Raw genomic sequence first — 18543 nt, 5'->3', positions numbered from 1 at the left:
AGGTACCTCGCCTTCTATTTCTCCGGTTTTGACTCATGCAATACCCTAATCGCTTTGCCAAACGTGCGCGGGATATCGTGTTTAATTTCAACCTCGCAGTCAACTCCCAATCGCTCAACCATATGTGTGCGGACCTTCGCTGCTAGTTGTTCGTCGGTTAAATTCGTGCGAAACGGCTCAGCTTCGATCTTTAACACTCCCTTACTCAGCTTGAATTGATACCACAAGCTCACATCCGGAATCTCCATAAGGAAATGTTCGATCAAGAACGGCGAATAGTCCACACCCCCCAGATTGAGCATGCTCTCCATTCTGCCTCTCAATTGCAAAACATCCAAGGTACATCCGCAAGCGCATTTAGATTTTTGCAATAAGCCGATATCCCCGGTACGATAGCGTACCATTGGCATTCCTTCGCGCAGAAGGGTCGTTACGATGATCTCCCCCGTTTGACCGTAGGGGAGCTTTTTCTCTGAAACGGGATCAATAACTTCTACTTTTACATGTCCTTCCATCACGTGGTACCCTCTATGCTCACTGCATTCAACACCGACTACCCCGCATTCCGTCGAGCCGTAGAAAAATGACACTTCACATCCCCACCATTTTTCCAGCCGCTCGCGAAAGGTGTAAGAGCATCCTTCACCCGTAAGCACAATTTTTTTCAAACGAATATCCTCACCCAGTTTAATGCCGAAGCGTTCGCTTTCTTCCGCCAAGAGTGCTGCATAGGAAGGGGTTGTAGCCAGGACTGTAGCTTTATATTCCTTCATCAATTCCAGTGACTTATCAACGGGAGCCATGTATCCGCCTTTTCCAAGCGAAAGGATCGCTGTCCCGAAGGCAAATTGGTACAGACGCTGAAATCCAAGACCGGGCAGTGCAAACTCGTAGGGCAACGCGATTGCTGCGACATCCTCGTCTGACTCCTTGAACAATTCCAAATATTTGGGCAGCAAATCGTATATATACTGATCAGCCAACGTATAGGAAGTGTAGATCGGCTTTCCTGATGTTCCGCTTGTGAGGTGAACTTGACCGATTTCTTTTGGATCAATGCATAAGATCTTCTGTTTATCTCCGCGTATGACGTTCTTCTGGAGAAGCGGTACAGAAGCTAACTGTTCGAGATTTTCGATTTTGGGTTCCGTAAAGCCCGCTTCGTCAAGCTTTGAACGATAATATTCGTTATGATGCCAGACATGAGCAAGCGTAGCGTTAATCGCTTTTAACTGATAGTCTTCAATTCGTTCCCGAGGCAGCTTTTCAATGGTTATCCCTTCATCATCCAACTGCTTGAAAAAATCTTTGAATTGTTCTAGATGAGATGAATGCTCGTCAATAGAAACTGTCATCTTATGGGATTGAAATTTCATAAAAAAGCCCCCCTATCCATTTTCCATTGTGAATACACTTCCTACGAGTAAATCGTTACATTTACTATGTGAGAAACGACCCAGGTCACAAAAAAACGATTGAAACTATCAATCGTTTTTTCTTTGAACTCAAATCCCTGTTAGACTTGAGCCTGCTCGTTCTCCCCTGAATTCTCTCTAGCTTTATTAGCGTTTTTTCTTGCTAATTTCTTCTCTGCTTTTTGAGCTTTCTTCTCTTCTTCGATTTTTTCTTCTGCTAATTTCTTCTCTGCTCTTTGAGCCTTTCTCTCTTCTTCGACTTTTTCTTCAGCTAATTTCTTCTCCGCTCTTCGAGCCTTTCTCTCTTCTTCGATTTTTTCTTCAGCTAATTTCTTCTCCGCTCTTTGAGCCTCTCTCACTTCTTTACTCAATTTCTCATCAGCCATATGCTTATCCCTCCTTCCTTCCTATTCTTTATAAAATGCAAGAATGGATTGGCTTGACTCTGGCAAACGAACATTTTTATAGAACTAAGTCTTTCATCCATACCTCTCTGTGCAAGGATTACATATTATATCAAGTATAATTCGTTAAAAGTTTTGGGGAGGGGGTTAATAGGTGTTGCTCTACGGATTGGAGAAGGATCAAGATTTTCAATATCTTGACACAAAACTTCTGGTAAGCTGTCCAGCCAGCGGTCCGGATATGGGAGGATTATGGTTGCTTGACTTTAAGCATAATTCCTTAAAAAAACTGTATACCGGCAGTTGTTTGGGAATGACATGGGTTAATGAAAGATTAATCATGACAACGGACGACAATCAAATTATTGCTCTGAATGATCAGTTCCAAATCCTTTCGAAAACGAAACACCGGAATCTCGACTTCCACGGTATTGCAAAGTTTAAAGACAAAGTCGTCCTGATCGCAGAAACGGCGATAAATGCAATCGGCTGCTACGAGGCAGATACTTTCATGCGATTAGGAGAAATTCGATTCAATACGGTAGATAAAGACATCCATCATATCAATGACATTTGGTTAGAAGGCAATACCTTATATGTTTCAATGTTTTCTACCCATGATAAATGGTATCTAGACCCGACGAAAAAAAGAGGCGGAATTGTTGCCGTCGACCTCTCTGACTTTCAGCCCGATCAGCAACTCTATGTAAACCCAGCGAATCATCTTGTAGTTGAGGATTTATATATGCCCCATACGGTAATGGTGCATAAAAACCAACTAGCTTATTGCGATTCCATGACGTTTCGTGCCATCACTGGTGAACAGACAATGATTCAAGCAGGAGGCTTTACACGTGGACTAGCAATAACGGATCATACGGTCTTTATCGGGCAAAGCAGAATGAGACATGTTCTACGAATACCCCATGAGTTCTCAAACTGCAGCCTAGAAGGCGGAATCTATGTCTACAATCCCGAATTTAGAATCTCCCGTTTCGTATCGCTTCCGGCGCAGCAGGTATATCAGATTCTAATCATTTATCCGGAAAATCGGCAGGAGGCAAGTGCAGATGGAAGATGACATCACACATAAGAAAGATTTCAAAGAAGCCATAAAGCTTCTCAGTAAAGGGGTAGACGGAGACAAAAAAGCAGCGAACAGCGCATTTGAGAAGTTCTCAAAGCTCCGTGAGATCAACCCTGACAGTGCAATGCTTGAAGCCTACTACGGCAGCTCTGTAGCTCTTGTCGCTCGAGATGCCGTTCATCCTTTGGAAAAAGCGGATAAAGCACAAGAAGGATTGGATGCCTTGAATCGGGCAGTTTCTCTGGATCCGCAACGGAAAGAAATCCGGTTGTTACGCGCGAATGTTTGTGTGCGGCTGCCGGAATCTTATTTTCATTGTTCGAAAATGGCGATCGAGGATTTCACTTTATTGCTGAATCTCTATGAAAAAGATGCCAGTTACCTTCCCCAAAAGCAAGTTAGTGAAATTCTGAAAAATCTAGCTGAAGCCTACTATAATGTCGGTAAACCGGTCGAAGCACAAGTGGTCTTGCAGCGTCTCGCCAAACAGAACTCGAAGAATAAGTAACGGATAGCGCCGTAAAACCAAATACACGAATTCAGTTCATCATCTTACCGCAGAGAGGATGCAATCCATTGACAAACGAAATCCCAAAAAACGTTAAAGTTTCAACCTTAAATGACATAGCCGTATCAGAGGAAAAAAATGTGCTTTCTCCCGCAGCTGCGTATACGGAGAGACTCGACCATGCCATTAGTCTGTGGAGGGATGGCGCGGATGGCAGTGTAACCGCCGTTCAAGAAGCAAACCGCATGCTAGAACAGCTGCGTTTGGATTATCCGGGCAACCCGCTTGCAGATGCATACCATGGCAGCACAATGATTTTAACCGCTCGTGATTTAACGAAGCCATTGGAAAAGTTAAGATGGTCGAAAAACGGATTGAAGCTTCTCGACAAAGCAGTGGCCGCTGCTCCTCAGGACGGCATGATCCGTATGCTTCGCGGTAAGGCCGCGTACATGCTGCCAGAAAAGCATTTCCAACGGACGCAAACAGCGATTGAAGATTATGTCTTTATCATCAATCAGGAGCTCCACCAAGAGGGCTTTCTTGAAACTGAAGAGTATTCGAAACTGATCTACGAACTCGGAGACGCGTACTACCGGATCGGCCGGAACCAGGAAGCTGCCGTTTACTGGAGAAGACTGGAACAGCAAACGCAGGATCCAAAATATCGAGATCTCCTTAAGCAAAAGCTGCAATCCTTAGAAGGTAAACCTGCAATTGAATTTATTCAAGAAAACGTTAGCCCTACCTCAATTTTGGTAGGCAATCTAGCTCAAGCCGCAGGCACCGCACTCCAGCGCTGGGCTAGAAACGAGTCGGAAAAAGCAAGGAAGGAACGAGAGAAAAAGGAACGAGAGAAGCGGGAAAAAGAGAAAAAGGAACGAGCGAAAAAGGAAAGAGAGAAAAAGAAAAAAGATGAAGCAAGGCGCAGACGTAACAAGAAATAACAGAGCTTCCGAGTGAACCTATTTGTCCGAGAGGAGGTGAAACGCATGTCAAACGATCGCAATTTTATGAAAGTAATGGTTAGAAATGTAGGGAAAGAGTCCAGACTTCTCTTGGAGACTGCTTTGAGAAGTGGAGCTACGAATGTTGGCAAACAACTTTTAGATGCATCGATTGATGTAAATCAGCCTTCCGATATTCTTTTCGATAAGGTGCTTACTGCTCTTAAGAACGGTGCCCATGCTGCTGGTCAGGAAGTGATGCTATCGGGATTGAATCGCATTAGGGCATTCAATTCAGCGGAGTCTGCACCAGATTCAGAAAAATGAGTTGAGCAACTCTAGCTAATAAGCGTAGGTTGGTAAGTTCTACATGGAAAGGCCCTAAGCCTGTTGGCTTAGGGCCTTCTCCGGTTTCTTAAGTGCTACCGTTTCTAACAAGTTGTATCATTTCAGCAGCTCCTATATGTTGAGGGTCACGAATTAAAGCTTCTTCCAGCGCATAGATTGCTTTCTCTGGCTCATCCATTTTGATATAGCTTTCGGAGAGAGAGACCCATACCTCTGCATCATCCATTCCTTGGCCGATGCAGTAGAGAAATTCTTCAGCAGCTAAGGCAGGATCTCCTCCAAGCATATCCGGCGTATTTAATAATCTTGCGCCGTTCATTCTTCTGGCGAGCGGGAGTGTCGGATCGAGTTTGAGAGCAACTGCGATCTGGCTTTCCAACAACGCGAACAACTTCATTTTATCCACCAAGCTCCAAACGGCTTCGATTTGACGTCCATAAACTGCAGCCAGCCAAGCATGCACTTCCGCACTGCCGGGATCTAGTTCTGCCGCCTGCTCGATTATTTCCCGCGATTGCTCGAACTCGCCGTTCTTGAACTTACCTAAACCGCGGTCAAGTATGTCGCGCGCTACCGGCTTCATGGAAGAAACCTTCAGTATGCATTCATCCCTATCAAACTGCGCGCGTAATTCTCCAAATCCCCGCTCCCGCTCGTTCTTGGGCATCGCACACGCTCCCTTCAAAGTGATCCAAGCCTACTATTCAAACGTGTTACCGTTCATAAGGAGCTAAACGCGCTTGACTTCAACTTTCATACTAAAAAGTTAAAAGTCCGCATAATAACAGCAATTCAATACAATGTTAAAGGATTTCACAATGGCTAACAATCGACAACTGCCTAGTTGCGTCAAAAAGAGAACCCAACATTTTGAGCATAACGATAAACGAATATCATTTACATTATTAGTAAAAAGTGATATCATATAAATATCATAACAATATTTAAATGATGACTATCCAACTGGAAAGGGTGTTGCTTGCATGAAAGAAACCAAAGCATGGTCCATCAATGGATTTCTTGGTATTTTGTTATTTATTATTGGCGGAGGGCTTGGGATTCTACTCCTTACGCAGGAACGTTTTGTGCCAGGGGTGATTCTCATTGTACTGGGAATTATTTTCGTTTCGACGATTACGGCTGTTCAGCCCAATGAAGCTTCAGTCATTACTTTCTTCGGAACCTATTTAGGCACGATCCGTAAGAGCGGGCTATGGCTCATTGTCCCTTTTTCCAACAGAAAGAAAATATCCTTGCGGGTTCGCAATTTTAACAGCGTCAAGCTGAAAGTTAATGATATCGAAGGAAATCCCATTGAAATCGCGGCTGTCGTCGTATTCAAAGTCGTCGATACGTACAAAGCGCTTTTCGATGTGGACAGCTACGAGAAGTTCGTTGAAATTCAAAGTGAAACCGCGCTGCGCCATGTTGCCAGCAAGTATCCGTATGACCGCTTCGACAACGATGGCTATTCACTAAGAGGAAATGCCGATGAGGTTGCCGCCGAGCTTAGCCTTGAGCTGCAGCATCGCCTTTCTGTGGCAGGCGTCGAGGTCATGGAATCGCGCCTGACTCACCTGGCGTACTCAACGGAAATCGCCAGCTCCATGCTGCAGCGCCAACAAGCTTCTGCTATTTTGTCCGCCCGCCAAATCATCGTAGACGGTGCCGTCGGCATGGTTCAGATGGCCATCAACCGCCTCGAAGCCGAAGGTTTGCACCTCGATGAAGAGAGGAAAGCGGCCATGATCAACAATTTGCTGGTAGCGATTGTATCGGACCGCGCGGCAAGTCCGGTCATTAATACCGGCACGCTGTACTAACGGGCTTCGCTATGGCTCCTAAAAAAAACTTTGCGCTCCGGCTCGATCCTAAGCTCTATGAAGCTTTGGAGCGCTGGGCGGAGGACGAATTCCGGAGCGTCAACAGCCATATCGAATATTTGCTTCGGGAATCACTTCAGCGCGCGGGCCGTTTGCCGCGGCCAAATGCGAGTCAGCCTCCTTCGGAGAACTCGGTTGAATAAAGGTTAATTCTAGCTATTAGCAAGCAAAGTAGCTGTCCCCAGTCATTTCTATGACTTGTGGGACAGCTACTTTTGTAGTTATGCTTCTGTGGTCAAAATAAGGGAGAAACTCCCGCTAATTTGACTGCAGAAGCATATCAGATCCATTTAGCTGGAAAAACTCCATCTATTAGCAACGATTTCAAGAGGATCTATTAAATCCGTTCAAATTAACGGGAGGTTTTCCTTCTATATTCCCGGGGAGGTCATCTTTCGAGCAATTTAGAGGGAGATTTTCCTGTTACTTGTGGGACAGCCTTTTATTATTTTACCGACATACCATCGAAAATTAGATTGTTAGCTTCCAAATCATCTTTGCAGCAACTACGCCTTGATAGACAATTTTTCCTGTATCTAAATCTACAGCAATTAAAAACGGACTTCTGTCGCCGTACAAATTCACATAGAGCCGGTTATCAGCTAACTGTTTCGATTGAACATGTAGCCCAACTTAAAAAACCATCTCAAAAACTTGAGATGGTTTCCTTTCTATGACCTACACGACAACCGTAATCGTCGGTGCAGAAATCGTCGGCTCAACCGTAATCGTAGAGCTCGCCGATGAGAAATCGGCCACTTCGAGAACAACTGGCGTACCGGCTACAGCTTGTGTTGTCGCTAATACCAAGGATGCCGTTGTGAGAGTGGACAAACCACCTTCTTGCAGCACACCGTTGACGTATACATTGTAGTATCCATCTGTCGGCGGTGCAGGTAGTGCCACAACCGGGTCGCCATTATCATCAAAGAAGCTTGCCGCCAAAATCGTTGTATCCGTCGTAATCATACCTGACGTAAGCGTTGCATTAAATCGCGTCACAGCGGGATCTACTGTTGTTTCAACCGTACCTCCTGTCGCTACCGGTGCGGTAGCTGTGGCGGTCACATAAAGTTTGATCAGAGACGCTGCCATCATTTCACCCCCTTCCTTAACCACTATTTATAGACACGGATGCTCTGTACAATGATGGGAACTCCTTTTTCCGGAACATCTTCTGAGGTTAAAGTCAATGAGCCTGTACGTATGCGGTACAGGGTGCGGGGCTGCAGGACTCCGTTTACGAACACTTGTCGATAGGAGGTGATTTTTGGGCTGGGAATGCATTGAAACCCATATCCGGGGGTCTGATCTTCATTCGTGTACACCCTTTTCTCACCATCGGAGACGGCATAAAAGAAGTAGGTTCGCGCTGAATATTTGATCTCTCGGTGTTTGATTTTTTTGGCCGGTCGCTTCTTTCGCCGTTTTGTCGCGTATTTATGACACGAACAACTTGTCACATGCAAATCGAAACAGATGTGAATCACCCCGCAAACGTTCGCTTCAGATGCTTCATTGTATGCAGGAGCCAATCCCAATAATTGGATTTTATTCTCAGGGTCTTCCCCCATTTCTGTTCATCGAAGCCATATTCCGGTTCCAGTTTCACATAGCTGTGCGTGAATGAGCCAACAATAAGGGAAGCAGACAGGTAACGCTCGAGGAGGTTAGGATGATGAGAGCAGCAAGTTTAGACGCCATTCCCTTGTCGAAAGCCATCGTAGAACGATTGGAACAGGACTTAGCCAGGCAGTTATCGCTGCTTCGTGGCGGTGTAGAGCCATTTCCCATCGCTTCTGACGAGAAATCGCTTTTGGAGCACATCCGTACGAGGACCCGGCAGGAGAACCGAAATAACGTGACGCGCACAATGGCCTATTGGGCCTGCTACCAGGCAAACCCTGAGCTTCACTGGGCGCTGCTTGCCCACATGGTTTCCCGGTGCGGCGGCTGGAACATGACCGATCTCCGAGGCGATCTTCTGCCGCATCTCATCGACGCGGACCAGGCTGAGCATTTGTTTGCTTTTCTGGAGCGTGCCAATGGCCTTATTTTTCAAGATGCCTATCCGCAGTTGCTGCTTTACGGGGAAAGTAAGAAGCGAAAGAAAAACCTGTTTCACCTGCTCCCCCATTTAAATATCTCCATGTGGATGGTGCCTGTTTGGGATGAATTTTGGACGAATCAGGACTCCGCCGCGCTGACGATTGCCCTTATTGTGAATGAACAAAACTATATCGAACAGCGCATTGTTCAAAAGGAGCATTTTCAGCAAACCGTTCTGCATAAAACGTTTTTTAAAAGCCAAGGATGGCTGCAATTGAATCTAGTCGGCTTTCCCTATTGGTCCTTGTCTACGCAAAGGGACTTTCCCCAGCCCCGTTTGGCCGGACTCATTCTCGAAAACTTCGCCGACTTAACTGAGCGCATCGAATTCGGCAAAAGCCTTTATGCTCTGCTGTTCGGAGTTCCTGAAGTGCTGCAGGGTGTATTGCGTTTTGCTGATGCAGCACAACACACCGGTTCGCGTTCAGACTACTGGCCGCACTTATTTACTCCCATACAAAAAGCCTCTCCCGATTATCCTTATCAGGAGAGGCTGGATGGCTGCTTCCTCAAGAAAGGAAGCCTGCCTTTATATAGTCCTGCACTTGCGGCTGCATGGCCGGATAGACCGCTGATGCCTGTGGAGCCTGGCGACTGGTTTCAGGAGGCCAGCAAGCCTCTGACGCATATGCGTCCCATCGCAGTGCCTCAGCCCTATGATGTAACACAATCCATGTACGCAGGGCTTAACAAGATTGAACTCGCCATTCTGGCTGCGCAGGCTATGAACGTCCGATAAGACGGCTTGCTTTGCCAATCAGCTTCTGTATAGGCGCTGGAAAGTTCTTCACATCGTCCTTCGTAACAACTCGCGTAAGCATCAGCATCAGCGGGTATAAGGCAGCTGTGAAGCCACACACTAGCACCGCATTGATGCCTTCATTGATCCGGTACAAGCTTGTTGGCTGCACATACGTATGAGTCAGCCATTCAGCCGCGATACCAAGACCGGCAATGACGACAATCGAAATCGTCAGCCCCACGAAGCGCCTTCCGAGAATCGTGAAGCTCACCTCTTTGCGCAGCGTGCGCAGATTGAGCCATGACATTGCGATAAAGCAAAGTCCTGTGGAGCCGATGATGCCATAGATGCCAAGCCACGGAGCAAGCAGGAAACTTCCTGCCAGCTTAACCGCGATACCGACGCCAACATGAAGCATCAGCGGTTTCATCCGCCCCATCCCCATCAATACCGCCCCTGAGGTCTGCATAACAATTTGGAACATAGCGCCTAAAGTGAGCAAGGAGATCATATAAGGCCCATGACTCATACCAAAGGCTGTATCCTCATGGCCGAACATAAAGAAATCGAGCGGACGAGCCGCAATCGCGATAACGAGCACCGCCGGCAATCCGGAAAGAATAGAGAGCTGAAGCACCCTTGTCGTCTGATGGCCGACCTGCTTCATATCTTTGCGGGAGTAAGCTGCCGAGATGATCGGAACGACCGATTGACTGAGCGCGATGGCCAAAATAATCGGGATCCCCGCCAGGGATTGCGCACGCCCTCCGATAATACCGACCAACCCAAGCGCTTCGCTTCGGCCAATGGTCCCCTCTAAGAGCGGGATGATAATCGACGTATCGATCGCATAAACTAAGGTCACCGTCACGGAGAAAATGACGATAGGAATCGACAGCTTCAGCAGGCTGCGATAAATCTCGCTGTAACGCGCCGGCGATGATGCCAACGCATGTCCGGCAGCCATTTCATTAGCTGCGGCGCGAGACACATTTTCCTTCAGGGAAGCGGCATCTCTGCGTTTGAGCTTCATCGCATAGTAAAGCATAACGGCAAGTGCTGCGATTCCGCCCATCACCCCGCCGAAGGATGCTCCCGCTACTCCCCAGCCTAAGCTGATGTTTAATAAAATAAAGGCCAAACCAATCGAGGTGACCAATCTGAATATTTGTTCCACCACTTGTGATACCCCATTGGGCATCATGTTTTGTCTGCCTTGGAAGTAGCCGCGCATAATCGCAATTAGCGGAAAGAACAGCATCGCCGGAGCGATGGCGCGAGTGGCCAGCGTAGCATCCGGTCCGCCATGTGAAATGTGTTCCGCATAAATAGGCGCAAAAACATACAACAGCGCAGTCATGAGCACGCCCGCAACAATGGCAAACCAAATCGCCGCTCGATAAATGCGCTCTGCTTCCGCAGGACGGCCGATCGCGTATTTCTCCGATACCATTTTGCTTAGCGCGCTGGGAATGCCCGCGGTTGCTACAACAAGGAGAATGGAATATAAATTAAAAGCTATGGAATAACTGCCCATTCCTTCTTCATGCAGCAGGTGGACCAGCGGAATACGCTGGAAAACGCCGAGAAACCGCGCTACAAGCGCGGCCACGGTGAGAATGAGCGTCCCTTTTACAAGAGAATCTTTGGTTTCCTTCGTCAAGTTCGTTCCTACTCTCTAATCCCGTATTCAAACCAACATCCTGTTCAATTACAAAACCCATATTAAGAAAAGAATAATCATCGCCAGCTGCAGCACGATTTTGACGGCACTGCTTGCAAAGAAACCGACGACGGAACCGATGCCCGCGCTAATGGCTTTTTTCCAATTGGTGCCGATGATGATCTCTCCAATTACTGCGCCCAGGAAGGGACCGATGATTAACCCAAAGGCAGGTATGACAAAAGGCCCTATGATCAAGCCGATTGTGCTCCCGATCACTGCCGCTTTCGAGCCCCCAAACTTCTTGACTCCCATAGCACTGACTGCATAATCCGCAACCAAAATAATAATGACAATTAGGGTTTGCGTTGTCCAGAACACCCAGCCGAACGGTTCAAAACTTACTAGCCAGCCATAAATGAAGAACGCCGCGTATATCGCTAGAACACCGGGCAGAATTGGATATACCGCGCCTATCATGCCTACGACAAATAATAGAATGACCAAGCTCCAGGCTAAAGCGATCATATGCTCATCTCCGTCCGTGATTGTTCTGGTTTAGAGTCTTATTGCGTCTGCAGCATATACGTCTGTATGATTTTGGCAACTGCGCTTTCTTCATTCGTTACCGTCGTAATATCCGCAATCCGTTTCACTTCATCCTGTGCATTGCCCATAGCAACACCAAGACCCGCTTCGCGAATCATCGTGATATCATTCTGGCTGTCCCCCATCGCAATGACTTCCGACATCTGAATGCCCAGAAGCTGGCAGACGGCCTCCACACCGCTCGCTTTGCTGATGCCGAGAGGATTCAACTCAATATTCGAAGGATGGGAATTGGTGATTTCCAGCGTTCCCCAGCTCTCTGCGACCTCGCGAATCCGCTGCAATTTCTCCGCATTTTCCGTGAAAAATCCGAACTTCAGCCACTCGCTGTTCGCGATGTCGAAGCCTTCGCGCTCGCGGTTGAAGACGCCTTCGACCGAGTACGCCCACCACCAGCAGTCATACTCTCCAGCCAGCTTATGCAACCGGCTGACGGTTTCCGCAGGAAGCAGCGTCCTCCGAAGCAGCTTGTCCGGCTTTTCCCACACTTCGCTGCCGTTTACCATCACCATGGGTGTAGACAGTCCCAGTTCCTGAATATAAGGCATCGCGCTTACGATGCCCCGGCCGGTCGACATGATGACAATTTTGCCGGCCTCCGTTGCTTTCCGTATAGCGGCTTGATTCTCCGGAGATATTTTCTTTTCCTCATTCAGCAAGGTGCCGTCCATATCGAGGGCGATTAACTTAAAAGGTCCCACGTTCCCCATCTCCCGTCTATCCTTATGTCGTCATTCGTTGACCTAGTAGGCAGCGAGCACTTTCTTAGGCAGCTCTTCCATGAATGTCATATGCCAGAGGGCAAAAATATAGATCGTCCAAATACGGCGCGCATAATCGCCCTGCCCGTTCCGGTGCTTCTGCAGCATACGTTCAACCGTGTTCATATTTATATAATCTTCAATCCCGCTTGCTTTAATTTGCTCTAACAGCACATCGCCCATCGAACCTTGCATCCATTCGCGCAAAGGTACCGGGAAGCCCAGCTTCGGACGATTCAGGATCGGATCCGGGATGATGCCTTCCATCGCTTTTCGGAAAATATATTTCGTCGTTCCACCCGCAATCCGGTACTTCGCCGGTATGCGGCGCGCCACCTCGAATAGCTCCTTATCCAAGAAAGGAACCCGCAGCTCAAGGGAATGTGCCATCGTCATCTTGTCCGCTTTCATGAGGATATCGCCTGGCATCCACAGATTCATGTCGATGTATTGCATGCGGCTCACCGGGTCGAGATGTTTCGTCTTGTTGTAGTAATCTCCAGCGATCTGCACCGGATTCTTATATGCCCGCAGCATCTCATGATCGAGGCGCAGCACTTCCGCTTTCATATCCTCCGTGAAAATCTTCGCGTTGCCGAGGAAGCGCTCCTCCAGCGGCGTCGTCCCGCGCAAAACATAGTTGCGCCCCTTCACGCTGCCGGGCAGCATCCGGGCGAAGCGGTTCAGCATGCGCTTGATGCCGAGCGGCAGCTGATCGATCGGCCGCAAAGACTGCGGCTCGCGATAAATGCGGTAGCCGCCGAACAGCTCGTCCGCGCCTTCGCCGGACAGCACAACCGTCACGTGTTCACGCGCAAGCTGCGCCACGTGATAAAGAGCTATGGCCGAAGGATCGGCGACAGGCTCGTCCTGGTGCCAGATCGCCTTCGGCATTGTGCTGAAGAAGTCATCCTTCGTGATGACTTTGTCGTAATGCTCTGTCCCCAGCGTCCTAGCCGTTTGGGCGGCGATCGGCGTTTCGTTGTTGGCTCCTTCGAAGCCAACGGAGAACGTGCGGATCGGCTCGATGTTCCGCATATGGGTGGCGATAGCCGTGGAGTCGATCCCGCTGGACAAGAAGCATCCCCGCTCCACGTCACTGACCATGTGGTGCTTGACGGAGTCTTTCAACGTTTCGCGGATTTGCTCCACGTAATAGTCAAAAGGACGTTCCTCCGGCTCGAACATCGGATCCCAATACTTATGTATCGACATTTCACCGTCGAAAGTAACCTTCACATAATGAGCTGGCGGCAGTTTATGGATACCGTGAAACATCGTGTTAGGCTCAGGCACATACTGAAAGGTCAAATAGTTCAGCAAGCTGTCCGTATGGATCAACCGGTTCATGCCGTCCGCAGCAAGCAAGCTCTTAATTTCAGAGCCGAACAAAAACTGACGGTCGTTGACATGATAATAAAACGGCTTAATGCCGAAATGGTCTCTCGCTCCGAACAGCTGCTTCTTTTTCTTGTCCCAGATGACAAATCCGAACATGCCGCGCAAATGCTTGACGCATTCCTCTCCAAACTCCTCATAAAGGTGAACAATCACCTCTGTATCGCTATGCGTGCGGAATTGATGCCCGCGTTCCTGCAGCATTCCGCGCAATTCTTTATAATTGTAAATTTCTCCGTTAAAAATGATCCATACGGAGTCATCCTCATTGGCTAACGGTTGATGTCCTTCTTGAATATCAATAATGGACAACCGGCGAAAGCCAAGACCAATCCGATTATCCGTCCAAAACCCGGAATCGTTAGGTCCCCGATGCACTATCACATCTGTCATTTGCTGCAGCATTGCAACCGTTGGTTCTCTATCTTCAAAATACATTACTCCCGTTATCCCACACATGGTGAAACTCACTCCTCCGCACCATTCATCAAACTATCTCTTTCTCGACTACCGATACATTAGTATACCATATCCGTCCGTCATACTGGAAATAGGATGAAAGTACGTAATCAGCCCTCTGTCATAGGAAAATGAAGGTAATGATAAGTCTTTTTAATGAAGCCGTTAATCGCGTCGTTTTCATGTTCCACCCCACCTTTCTTTTCTCCGTGCACAAAAGTTTACCACATGCAACTTTCGGGGTAAAAGAAGGTCTTCCCCCTTACATCAGCATATGCTTAAGGATGGAGAACGGTGCAATAGTTTGGAGTGTGGAATCGGGGGCACCAGTAACTGGTGGGCTTTTTGATCATGGCCTTGCGATTGGAGGGAACTATGATCCGTTATTTCTCCAATAAACTGCCATTTGGAGTTTGAGTGGGAACTATGATCCGCTATTCGGTGGTATTCGGCTCAAATGTTAGGATTCCGAGCGAATAAGACCCTGTAGTTCCTCCTAAACGGTTGAAACGTCGTTTTTCGCTCAAATAGCGGACTTATAGTTCCCTTTCGCGAAAGGAACTAGCATAATCTGATTACTGGGTGGGGGGGCGGTGGATCGGTGCCTACGTGTTGCGGGGTTGCGGGGTTGCGGGGTTGCGGCGTTGCGGTGTTGCAGCATTGCGGCGTTGCAGGGGTCTGGGGGTCTGGGGGTCTGGGGGTCTGGGGGTCTGGGGGTCTGGGGGTCTGGGGGTCTGGGGGTCTGGAGGTCTGGAGGTCTGGAGGTCTGGGGTCTGGGGTTGCGGGGTTCCATCTTTCCGTCTTTCCATGTTTACATGCTCTCGTGCTTCGGTGTCTCGGTGACTCGGTGTTTCCCTACACCACTGTTTCCATGTCTAATGGCTCGGAATCCCAGTATCTACGCATCTAAGCGCTTCAGTGTCTCGAGCGTCTCAAGTACATACCTCCCCTGACCTCCTACCAAGGCTCCTTCCCGCCGCCAAACTTCGTCTAAATACCTTCGTTGGCAGACGAAATTGACCTAAAATCCAAGAGCAACTCATAAAAACCTCCAAACCCACTTATTTAAAGTGGGTCTGGAGGTTTTTGCATAAGTTCCTCTATTGGTTGAACTTAGTAACCTGCATTTTGTACATCAAAATTGCCAAGGAAGCCGCGTTTTATATCGTTTACCTGTAAAAAGTACAGGTAATTTCACTGCAAAGCAGCGAATCCACGATTTCCATAGAAATTACATGTAGGAAATGCAGGTAATCCCGTAAAATACGCTCCGCACGCCAAATTTACTGTATGTTTTACAGTTAATGCTCTCGGAGCTGTTCTTACAAGGCCTCTTGCAAGGCCCTGCCCACCTACCAAGGCTTCTTCCCGCCGCCAAGCTTCGTCAAAATGCCATCGTTGGCCGCATCGTACGCCTGAAAGATTTTGGCCGCAATCGGGGAGGCTCCATAGCGCCCGTATCCGCCTTCCGGCACGACGACCGCGACGGCCAGCTTCGGATTCTCCACCGGCGCGAACGCGATGAACACGGCGTTGTCGATCGTACCGCCGGAGACCGCTTGCGTCGACGTTCCTGTCTTCCGCGCCACGTTATACGGCAGCTCCTCGATGCCCTCGGCGCCGCTCTTCATACCATGGATGATCGTATTCCAGTCATTTTTGGCAAACATAGCAGTAGAGTCATCCAGCACTTCAGGCTCCACTTTCTTAACTAGTTCGCCTTCGAAGCTGCGAATTTCGTCTACGAACAACGGCTTCATCCGTTTGCCGCGGCTGCCCAGTGTGGCAGCGAACTGCGCGAGCTGCAGCGTTGTCGTTTTCTCGTTCTGTCCCCAAGAAGCATAGACCATGGCAGACTGATAACTGTCTTTCTTGGCGTTCTTGGTAAAGTCATTGGAACCGGCATTTTCGCCGGGCAAGCCGCTTCCGGTTTTGACGCCTATGCCGAACTTCGCTAAATATTCCGCCCACTTGTCGGTTACCGCGGGATTTTCGCCTCCGTATTTCGAATAAAACGGGATGCCGACTTTGGCCGACATGTACGTATTGGACGAATGTTCGATGGCGCTGGAGGCATCTAAGTTTCCATATGCCGTTTTACCTGAGTTAGAAATTGAACTTGTAGAATTGGCCTTACCAAAAGTAAAGGTACCCGAATCGTAATAATATTGATTGGAAGGCGTAATCAATTTTTCCGTTAAACCGATTAACACCGACAAAGGCTTAATCGTGGACCCCATGAAGACGATCGACGAAGGATGTTTCGGACGCTCTTTGTCTGTGTATTTCGGATACGCGGTTGTAATCGACCCATTGGCAATATAAGATCCTATGTCATCGAGAGTAGCTTGCGAAATGCCGCCCGTCCAATCGTTCGAATTGTAATCAGGGAAATTGGCCATAGTGACGACGCGCCCTGTATCCACTTCCATAGCAACCGCATAACCGGCCTGCGCATTCACCCCATACTTGATATAAGAATCATTACGGGCATAAGGGGAGTGCAGAAAATCAAGCTGCTCTTTAATCGCTTTTTCAGCGGTTTTCTGAATGTCCTTATTGATGGACAAATACAAGTTATTGCCCTTGGTTGGCTTTGTTACGGTCGCTCGGCCGATAATTTTCATCGCGGCATTAACAGGGTAAATTTTGGACCCGTTTTTCCCGCGAAGCTCGTCTTGGTACATGCGCTCGATGCCATCGAAGCCTACATTTTCGGTATCGAGATATTCCTTGCTGTTCTCGTTATCTTTGTACATCTCTTTCGCTTTATCGGTGGAATACGATTTCAGGTATCCAATTAATTGCGGAGCAATCGTCGTTGTGCCATCATCGTCCAATTCATAGGTCCGGATGCTTTCCTCCGTTACTTCCAACCACTTGAATTCATCCCGGTGCTCAAGCAAATACGCGATTTCTTTATTGGACAAATCGGTCTTAATTTTCCGCGGAACCCAGTAATAACTGGGATCTTTCACTTTGTTCTTGTTGATATCATAGCCAAGGTCCATGGCCAGCACGATGTCCGCGGGTTCCAGCTTTTTGGAATCCGGTTTGCCGTATTTATCGAAAACGTCCGTTTTCAGCCTAGTAGCCATGCGAATAACTTCATCTTTATCCTGCTGAGACGGCTCAATCCGGAAAAACAAGGACTGCACGGGGATGGTATAAGCAAGAGGAGATTTCGTTGAATCATAAATGTTGCCGCGGATAGGAGCAATCTTATTGGTCTGATTCGTATTGGTATTCTCAGCCGCTTTCAAATCTTTGGCTTGAACGAATTGTAAAATGGCCAAACGCACGATGAGTACGGAAAATAATAAGAACGTAACAAAGAAAAAGATATTGATCCGAAACGAAAAGTGCCGTTTCTTGGTGATTTCTTTTTTCTTGGGATCATCCATTATGGATGGCTTCATTCACACTCAGATCCTTTCTTACACAATTGCTTGTTGTTCTTCAAAAAGCTCAAGCAGGGATCTAATACCCCTCCCGGTATGGTAGTCATAACGAATAATGCGGACCGCATCGATACCGACTTGAGACGGCGCCCAAACGTCATTCGTTTCATGATCGCCGATATACAGCACGTCTTTCGCTGCTAATCCCGCCTTCTCTAAGGCTAACTTAAAAATCGCCGGATCCGGCTTCTCGAGGCCAACCTCTGTCGACACAAGCACAGGATCAAAATAGTGTAAAATCCCTTTATCCTCTAAAATAGCTTTCAACGTAGGCGCAAAATTGCTAATGATTCCAATTCGAAAGCCACCGGCTCGAAGCCGTTCCAGAAAAGGCTTAACATCCTCAAATAACTCATAATACTCGGGCGCAGTATAGATCTCGTACAATTCATGACAGCATTTGAAGATCTCTTCCTCTGTCCACTCCTCATGGATGCCTAGTTTATGAAGCACGTATTTATATAGATTGACCCAGAATTCACGATCTGACTCTGGCGAACACACAATGAAATTATCCTGTTTATTCACATAATAAAAAAGACGAAAAGCTTCTGTAAAAAGTTCACTGATGATAGCCTCATCACGGTCAACGGACCGGACTTGCAAGTACTGCTTCAAAATCGTTTGGGCTGCAGGAATCGTTAATAGCGTGTCCCCAGCATCTAAGTATATCATAGGGTATTCATGAATGGGTTTAGACATACGGACTCCTTCATCCTCTCAAAATAATACCTTATTAGTTTACCACA

Annotated in this window: 18 protein-coding genes; 7 read left to right on the top strand and 11 right to left on the bottom strand. The window is 47.8% G+C overall.

The window, feature by feature from the left end; translation table 11 throughout:
* Nucleotides 1–14 precede the first annotated feature (14 nt).
* The gene (locus GC097_RS06970) at nucleotides 15–1376 is read right to left on the bottom strand and encodes a phenylacetate--CoA ligase family protein (RefSeq protein ID WP_171682602.1); all 1362 of its coding nucleotides are present in this window, start codon (nucleotides 1374–1376) and stop codon (nucleotides 15–17) included.
* A 140-nt stretch (nucleotides 1377–1516) separates the two neighbouring features.
* The gene (locus tag GC097_RS06965; RefSeq protein ID WP_171682601.1) at nucleotides 1517–1801 is read right to left on the bottom strand and encodes a hypothetical protein; all 285 of its coding nucleotides are present in this window, start codon (nucleotides 1799–1801) and stop codon (nucleotides 1517–1519) included.
* Between the two features lie 172 nt (nucleotides 1802–1973).
* Here GC097_RS06965 and GC097_RS06960 point away from each other — a divergent pair, with 172 nt between their 5' ends.
* The 4 genes from GC097_RS06960 (at nucleotide 1974) to GC097_RS06945 (ending at nucleotide 4688) form a co-directional block, all read left to right on the top strand.
* A complete protein-coding gene (locus GC097_RS06960; RefSeq protein WP_171682600.1) occupies nucleotides 1974–2900 on the top strand; it encodes a DUF4915 domain-containing protein in 927 nt (308 codons plus the stop codon).
* A complete protein-coding gene (locus GC097_RS06955; protein ID WP_171682599.1) occupies nucleotides 2890–3414 on the top strand; it encodes a tetratricopeptide repeat protein in 525 nt (174 codons plus the stop codon). Before GC097_RS06960 ends, GC097_RS06955 begins: the two co-directional genes overlap by 11 nt.
* A gap of 68 nt (nucleotides 3415–3482) precedes the next feature.
* Nucleotides 3483–4361: a tetratricopeptide repeat protein gene (locus GC097_RS33865; RefSeq protein ID WP_216625679.1), complete on the top strand. Its 879-nt coding sequence runs from the start codon at nucleotides 3483–3485 to the stop codon at nucleotides 4359–4361.
* Nucleotides 4362–4406: 45 nt separating this feature from the next.
* The gene (locus GC097_RS06945) at nucleotides 4407–4688 is read left to right on the top strand and encodes a hypothetical protein (RefSeq protein WP_171682598.1); all 282 of its coding nucleotides are present in this window, start codon (nucleotides 4407–4409) and stop codon (nucleotides 4686–4688) included.
* Between the two features lie 88 nt (nucleotides 4689–4776).
* On the opposite strand, the gene GC097_RS06940 is transcribed toward GC097_RS06945, so the two are convergent.
* The gene (locus GC097_RS06940; RefSeq protein ID WP_171682597.1) at nucleotides 4777–5376 is read right to left on the bottom strand and encodes a tetratricopeptide repeat protein; all 600 of its coding nucleotides are present in this window, start codon (nucleotides 5374–5376) and stop codon (nucleotides 4777–4779) included.
* Between the two features lie 316 nt (nucleotides 5377–5692).
* On the opposite strand from GC097_RS06940, the gene GC097_RS06935 reads away from it, so the two are divergent.
* Together GC097_RS06935 and GC097_RS06930 are read left to right on the top strand one after the other, a co-directional pair.
* Nucleotides 5693–6532, top strand: coding sequence for an SPFH domain-containing protein (locus GC097_RS06935; protein WP_171682596.1), 840 nt, complete (start codon nucleotides 5693–5695; stop codon nucleotides 6530–6532).
* An 11-nt stretch (nucleotides 6533–6543) separates the two neighbouring features.
* On the top strand, nucleotides 6544–6735 hold the full coding sequence (locus tag GC097_RS06930; RefSeq protein WP_171682595.1) for a type II toxin-antitoxin system antitoxin: 192 nt from the start codon (nucleotides 6544–6546) through the stop codon (nucleotides 6733–6735).
* 535 nt (nucleotides 6736–7270) lie between these two features.
* On the opposite strand, the gene GC097_RS06925 is transcribed toward GC097_RS06930, so the two are convergent.
* Both GC097_RS06925 and GC097_RS35220 read right to left on the bottom strand, forming a co-directional pair.
* On the bottom strand, nucleotides 7271–7687 hold the full coding sequence (locus GC097_RS06925) for a DUF4183 domain-containing protein (protein WP_171682594.1): 417 nt from the start codon (nucleotides 7685–7687) through the stop codon (nucleotides 7271–7273).
* A 23-nt stretch (nucleotides 7688–7710) separates the two neighbouring features.
* A complete protein-coding gene (locus GC097_RS35220; RefSeq protein ID WP_376768366.1) occupies nucleotides 7711–8166 on the bottom strand; it encodes a DUF4183 domain-containing protein in 456 nt (151 codons plus the stop codon).
* Nucleotides 8167–8270: 104 nt separating this feature from the next.
* On the opposite strand from GC097_RS35220, the gene GC097_RS06915 reads away from it, so the two are divergent.
* Nucleotides 8271–9440: a DUF2515 family protein gene (locus tag GC097_RS06915; protein WP_171682592.1), complete on the top strand. Its 1170-nt coding sequence runs from the start codon at nucleotides 8271–8273 to the stop codon at nucleotides 9438–9440.
* Here GC097_RS06915 and GC097_RS06910 read toward each other — a convergent pair.
* From GC097_RS06910 to GC097_RS06885, 6 genes are all read right to left on the bottom strand, one after another.
* Complete coding sequence (locus tag GC097_RS06910; protein WP_171682591.1) at nucleotides 9424–11106, bottom strand: putative polysaccharide biosynthesis protein; 1683 nt, start codon at nucleotides 11104–11106, stop codon at nucleotides 9424–9426. The two genes, GC097_RS06915 and GC097_RS06910, sit on opposite strands and share 17 nt — an antisense overlap.
* A 48-nt stretch (nucleotides 11107–11154) precedes the next feature.
* Nucleotides 11155–11634, bottom strand: a complete 480-nt coding sequence (locus GC097_RS06905) for a DUF456 domain-containing protein (protein ID WP_171682590.1) — start codon at nucleotides 11632–11634, stop codon at nucleotides 11155–11157.
* Nucleotides 11635–11672: 38 nt separating this feature from the next.
* Nucleotides 11673–12416 carry a Cof-type HAD-IIB family hydrolase gene (locus GC097_RS06900; protein ID WP_171682589.1) on the bottom strand — a complete coding sequence of 248 codons (744 nt, stop codon included), beginning with the start codon at nucleotides 12414–12416 and terminating at the stop codon, nucleotides 11673–11675.
* A gap of 42 nt (nucleotides 12417–12458) precedes the next feature.
* Nucleotides 12459–14333: an asparagine synthase (glutamine-hydrolyzing) gene (gene asnB / locus GC097_RS06895; RefSeq protein WP_171682588.1), complete on the bottom strand. Its 1875-nt coding sequence runs from the start codon at nucleotides 14331–14333 to the stop codon at nucleotides 12459–12461.
* Between the two features lie 1352 nt (nucleotides 14334–15685).
* Nucleotides 15686–17752 carry a peptidoglycan D,D-transpeptidase FtsI family protein gene (locus GC097_RS06890; RefSeq protein WP_171682587.1) on the bottom strand — a complete coding sequence of 689 codons (2067 nt, stop codon included), beginning with the start codon at nucleotides 17750–17752 and terminating at the stop codon, nucleotides 15686–15688.
* Between the two features lie 18 nt (nucleotides 17753–17770).
* Nucleotides 17771–18469, bottom strand: a complete 699-nt coding sequence (locus GC097_RS06885; protein WP_246294021.1) for an HAD-IA family hydrolase — start codon at nucleotides 18467–18469, stop codon at nucleotides 17771–17773.
* Nucleotides 18470–18543 lie beyond the last annotated feature (74 nt).

The organism is Paenibacillus planticolens (genome assembly GCF_013141725.1).
Classification (GTDB): domain Bacteria; phylum Bacillota; class Bacilli; order Paenibacillales; family NBRC-103111; genus Paenibacillus_E; species Paenibacillus_E planticolens.
Note: the sequence above shows the minus strand (reverse complement) of the source record. Positions and strands in the feature narration are given on the sequence as shown.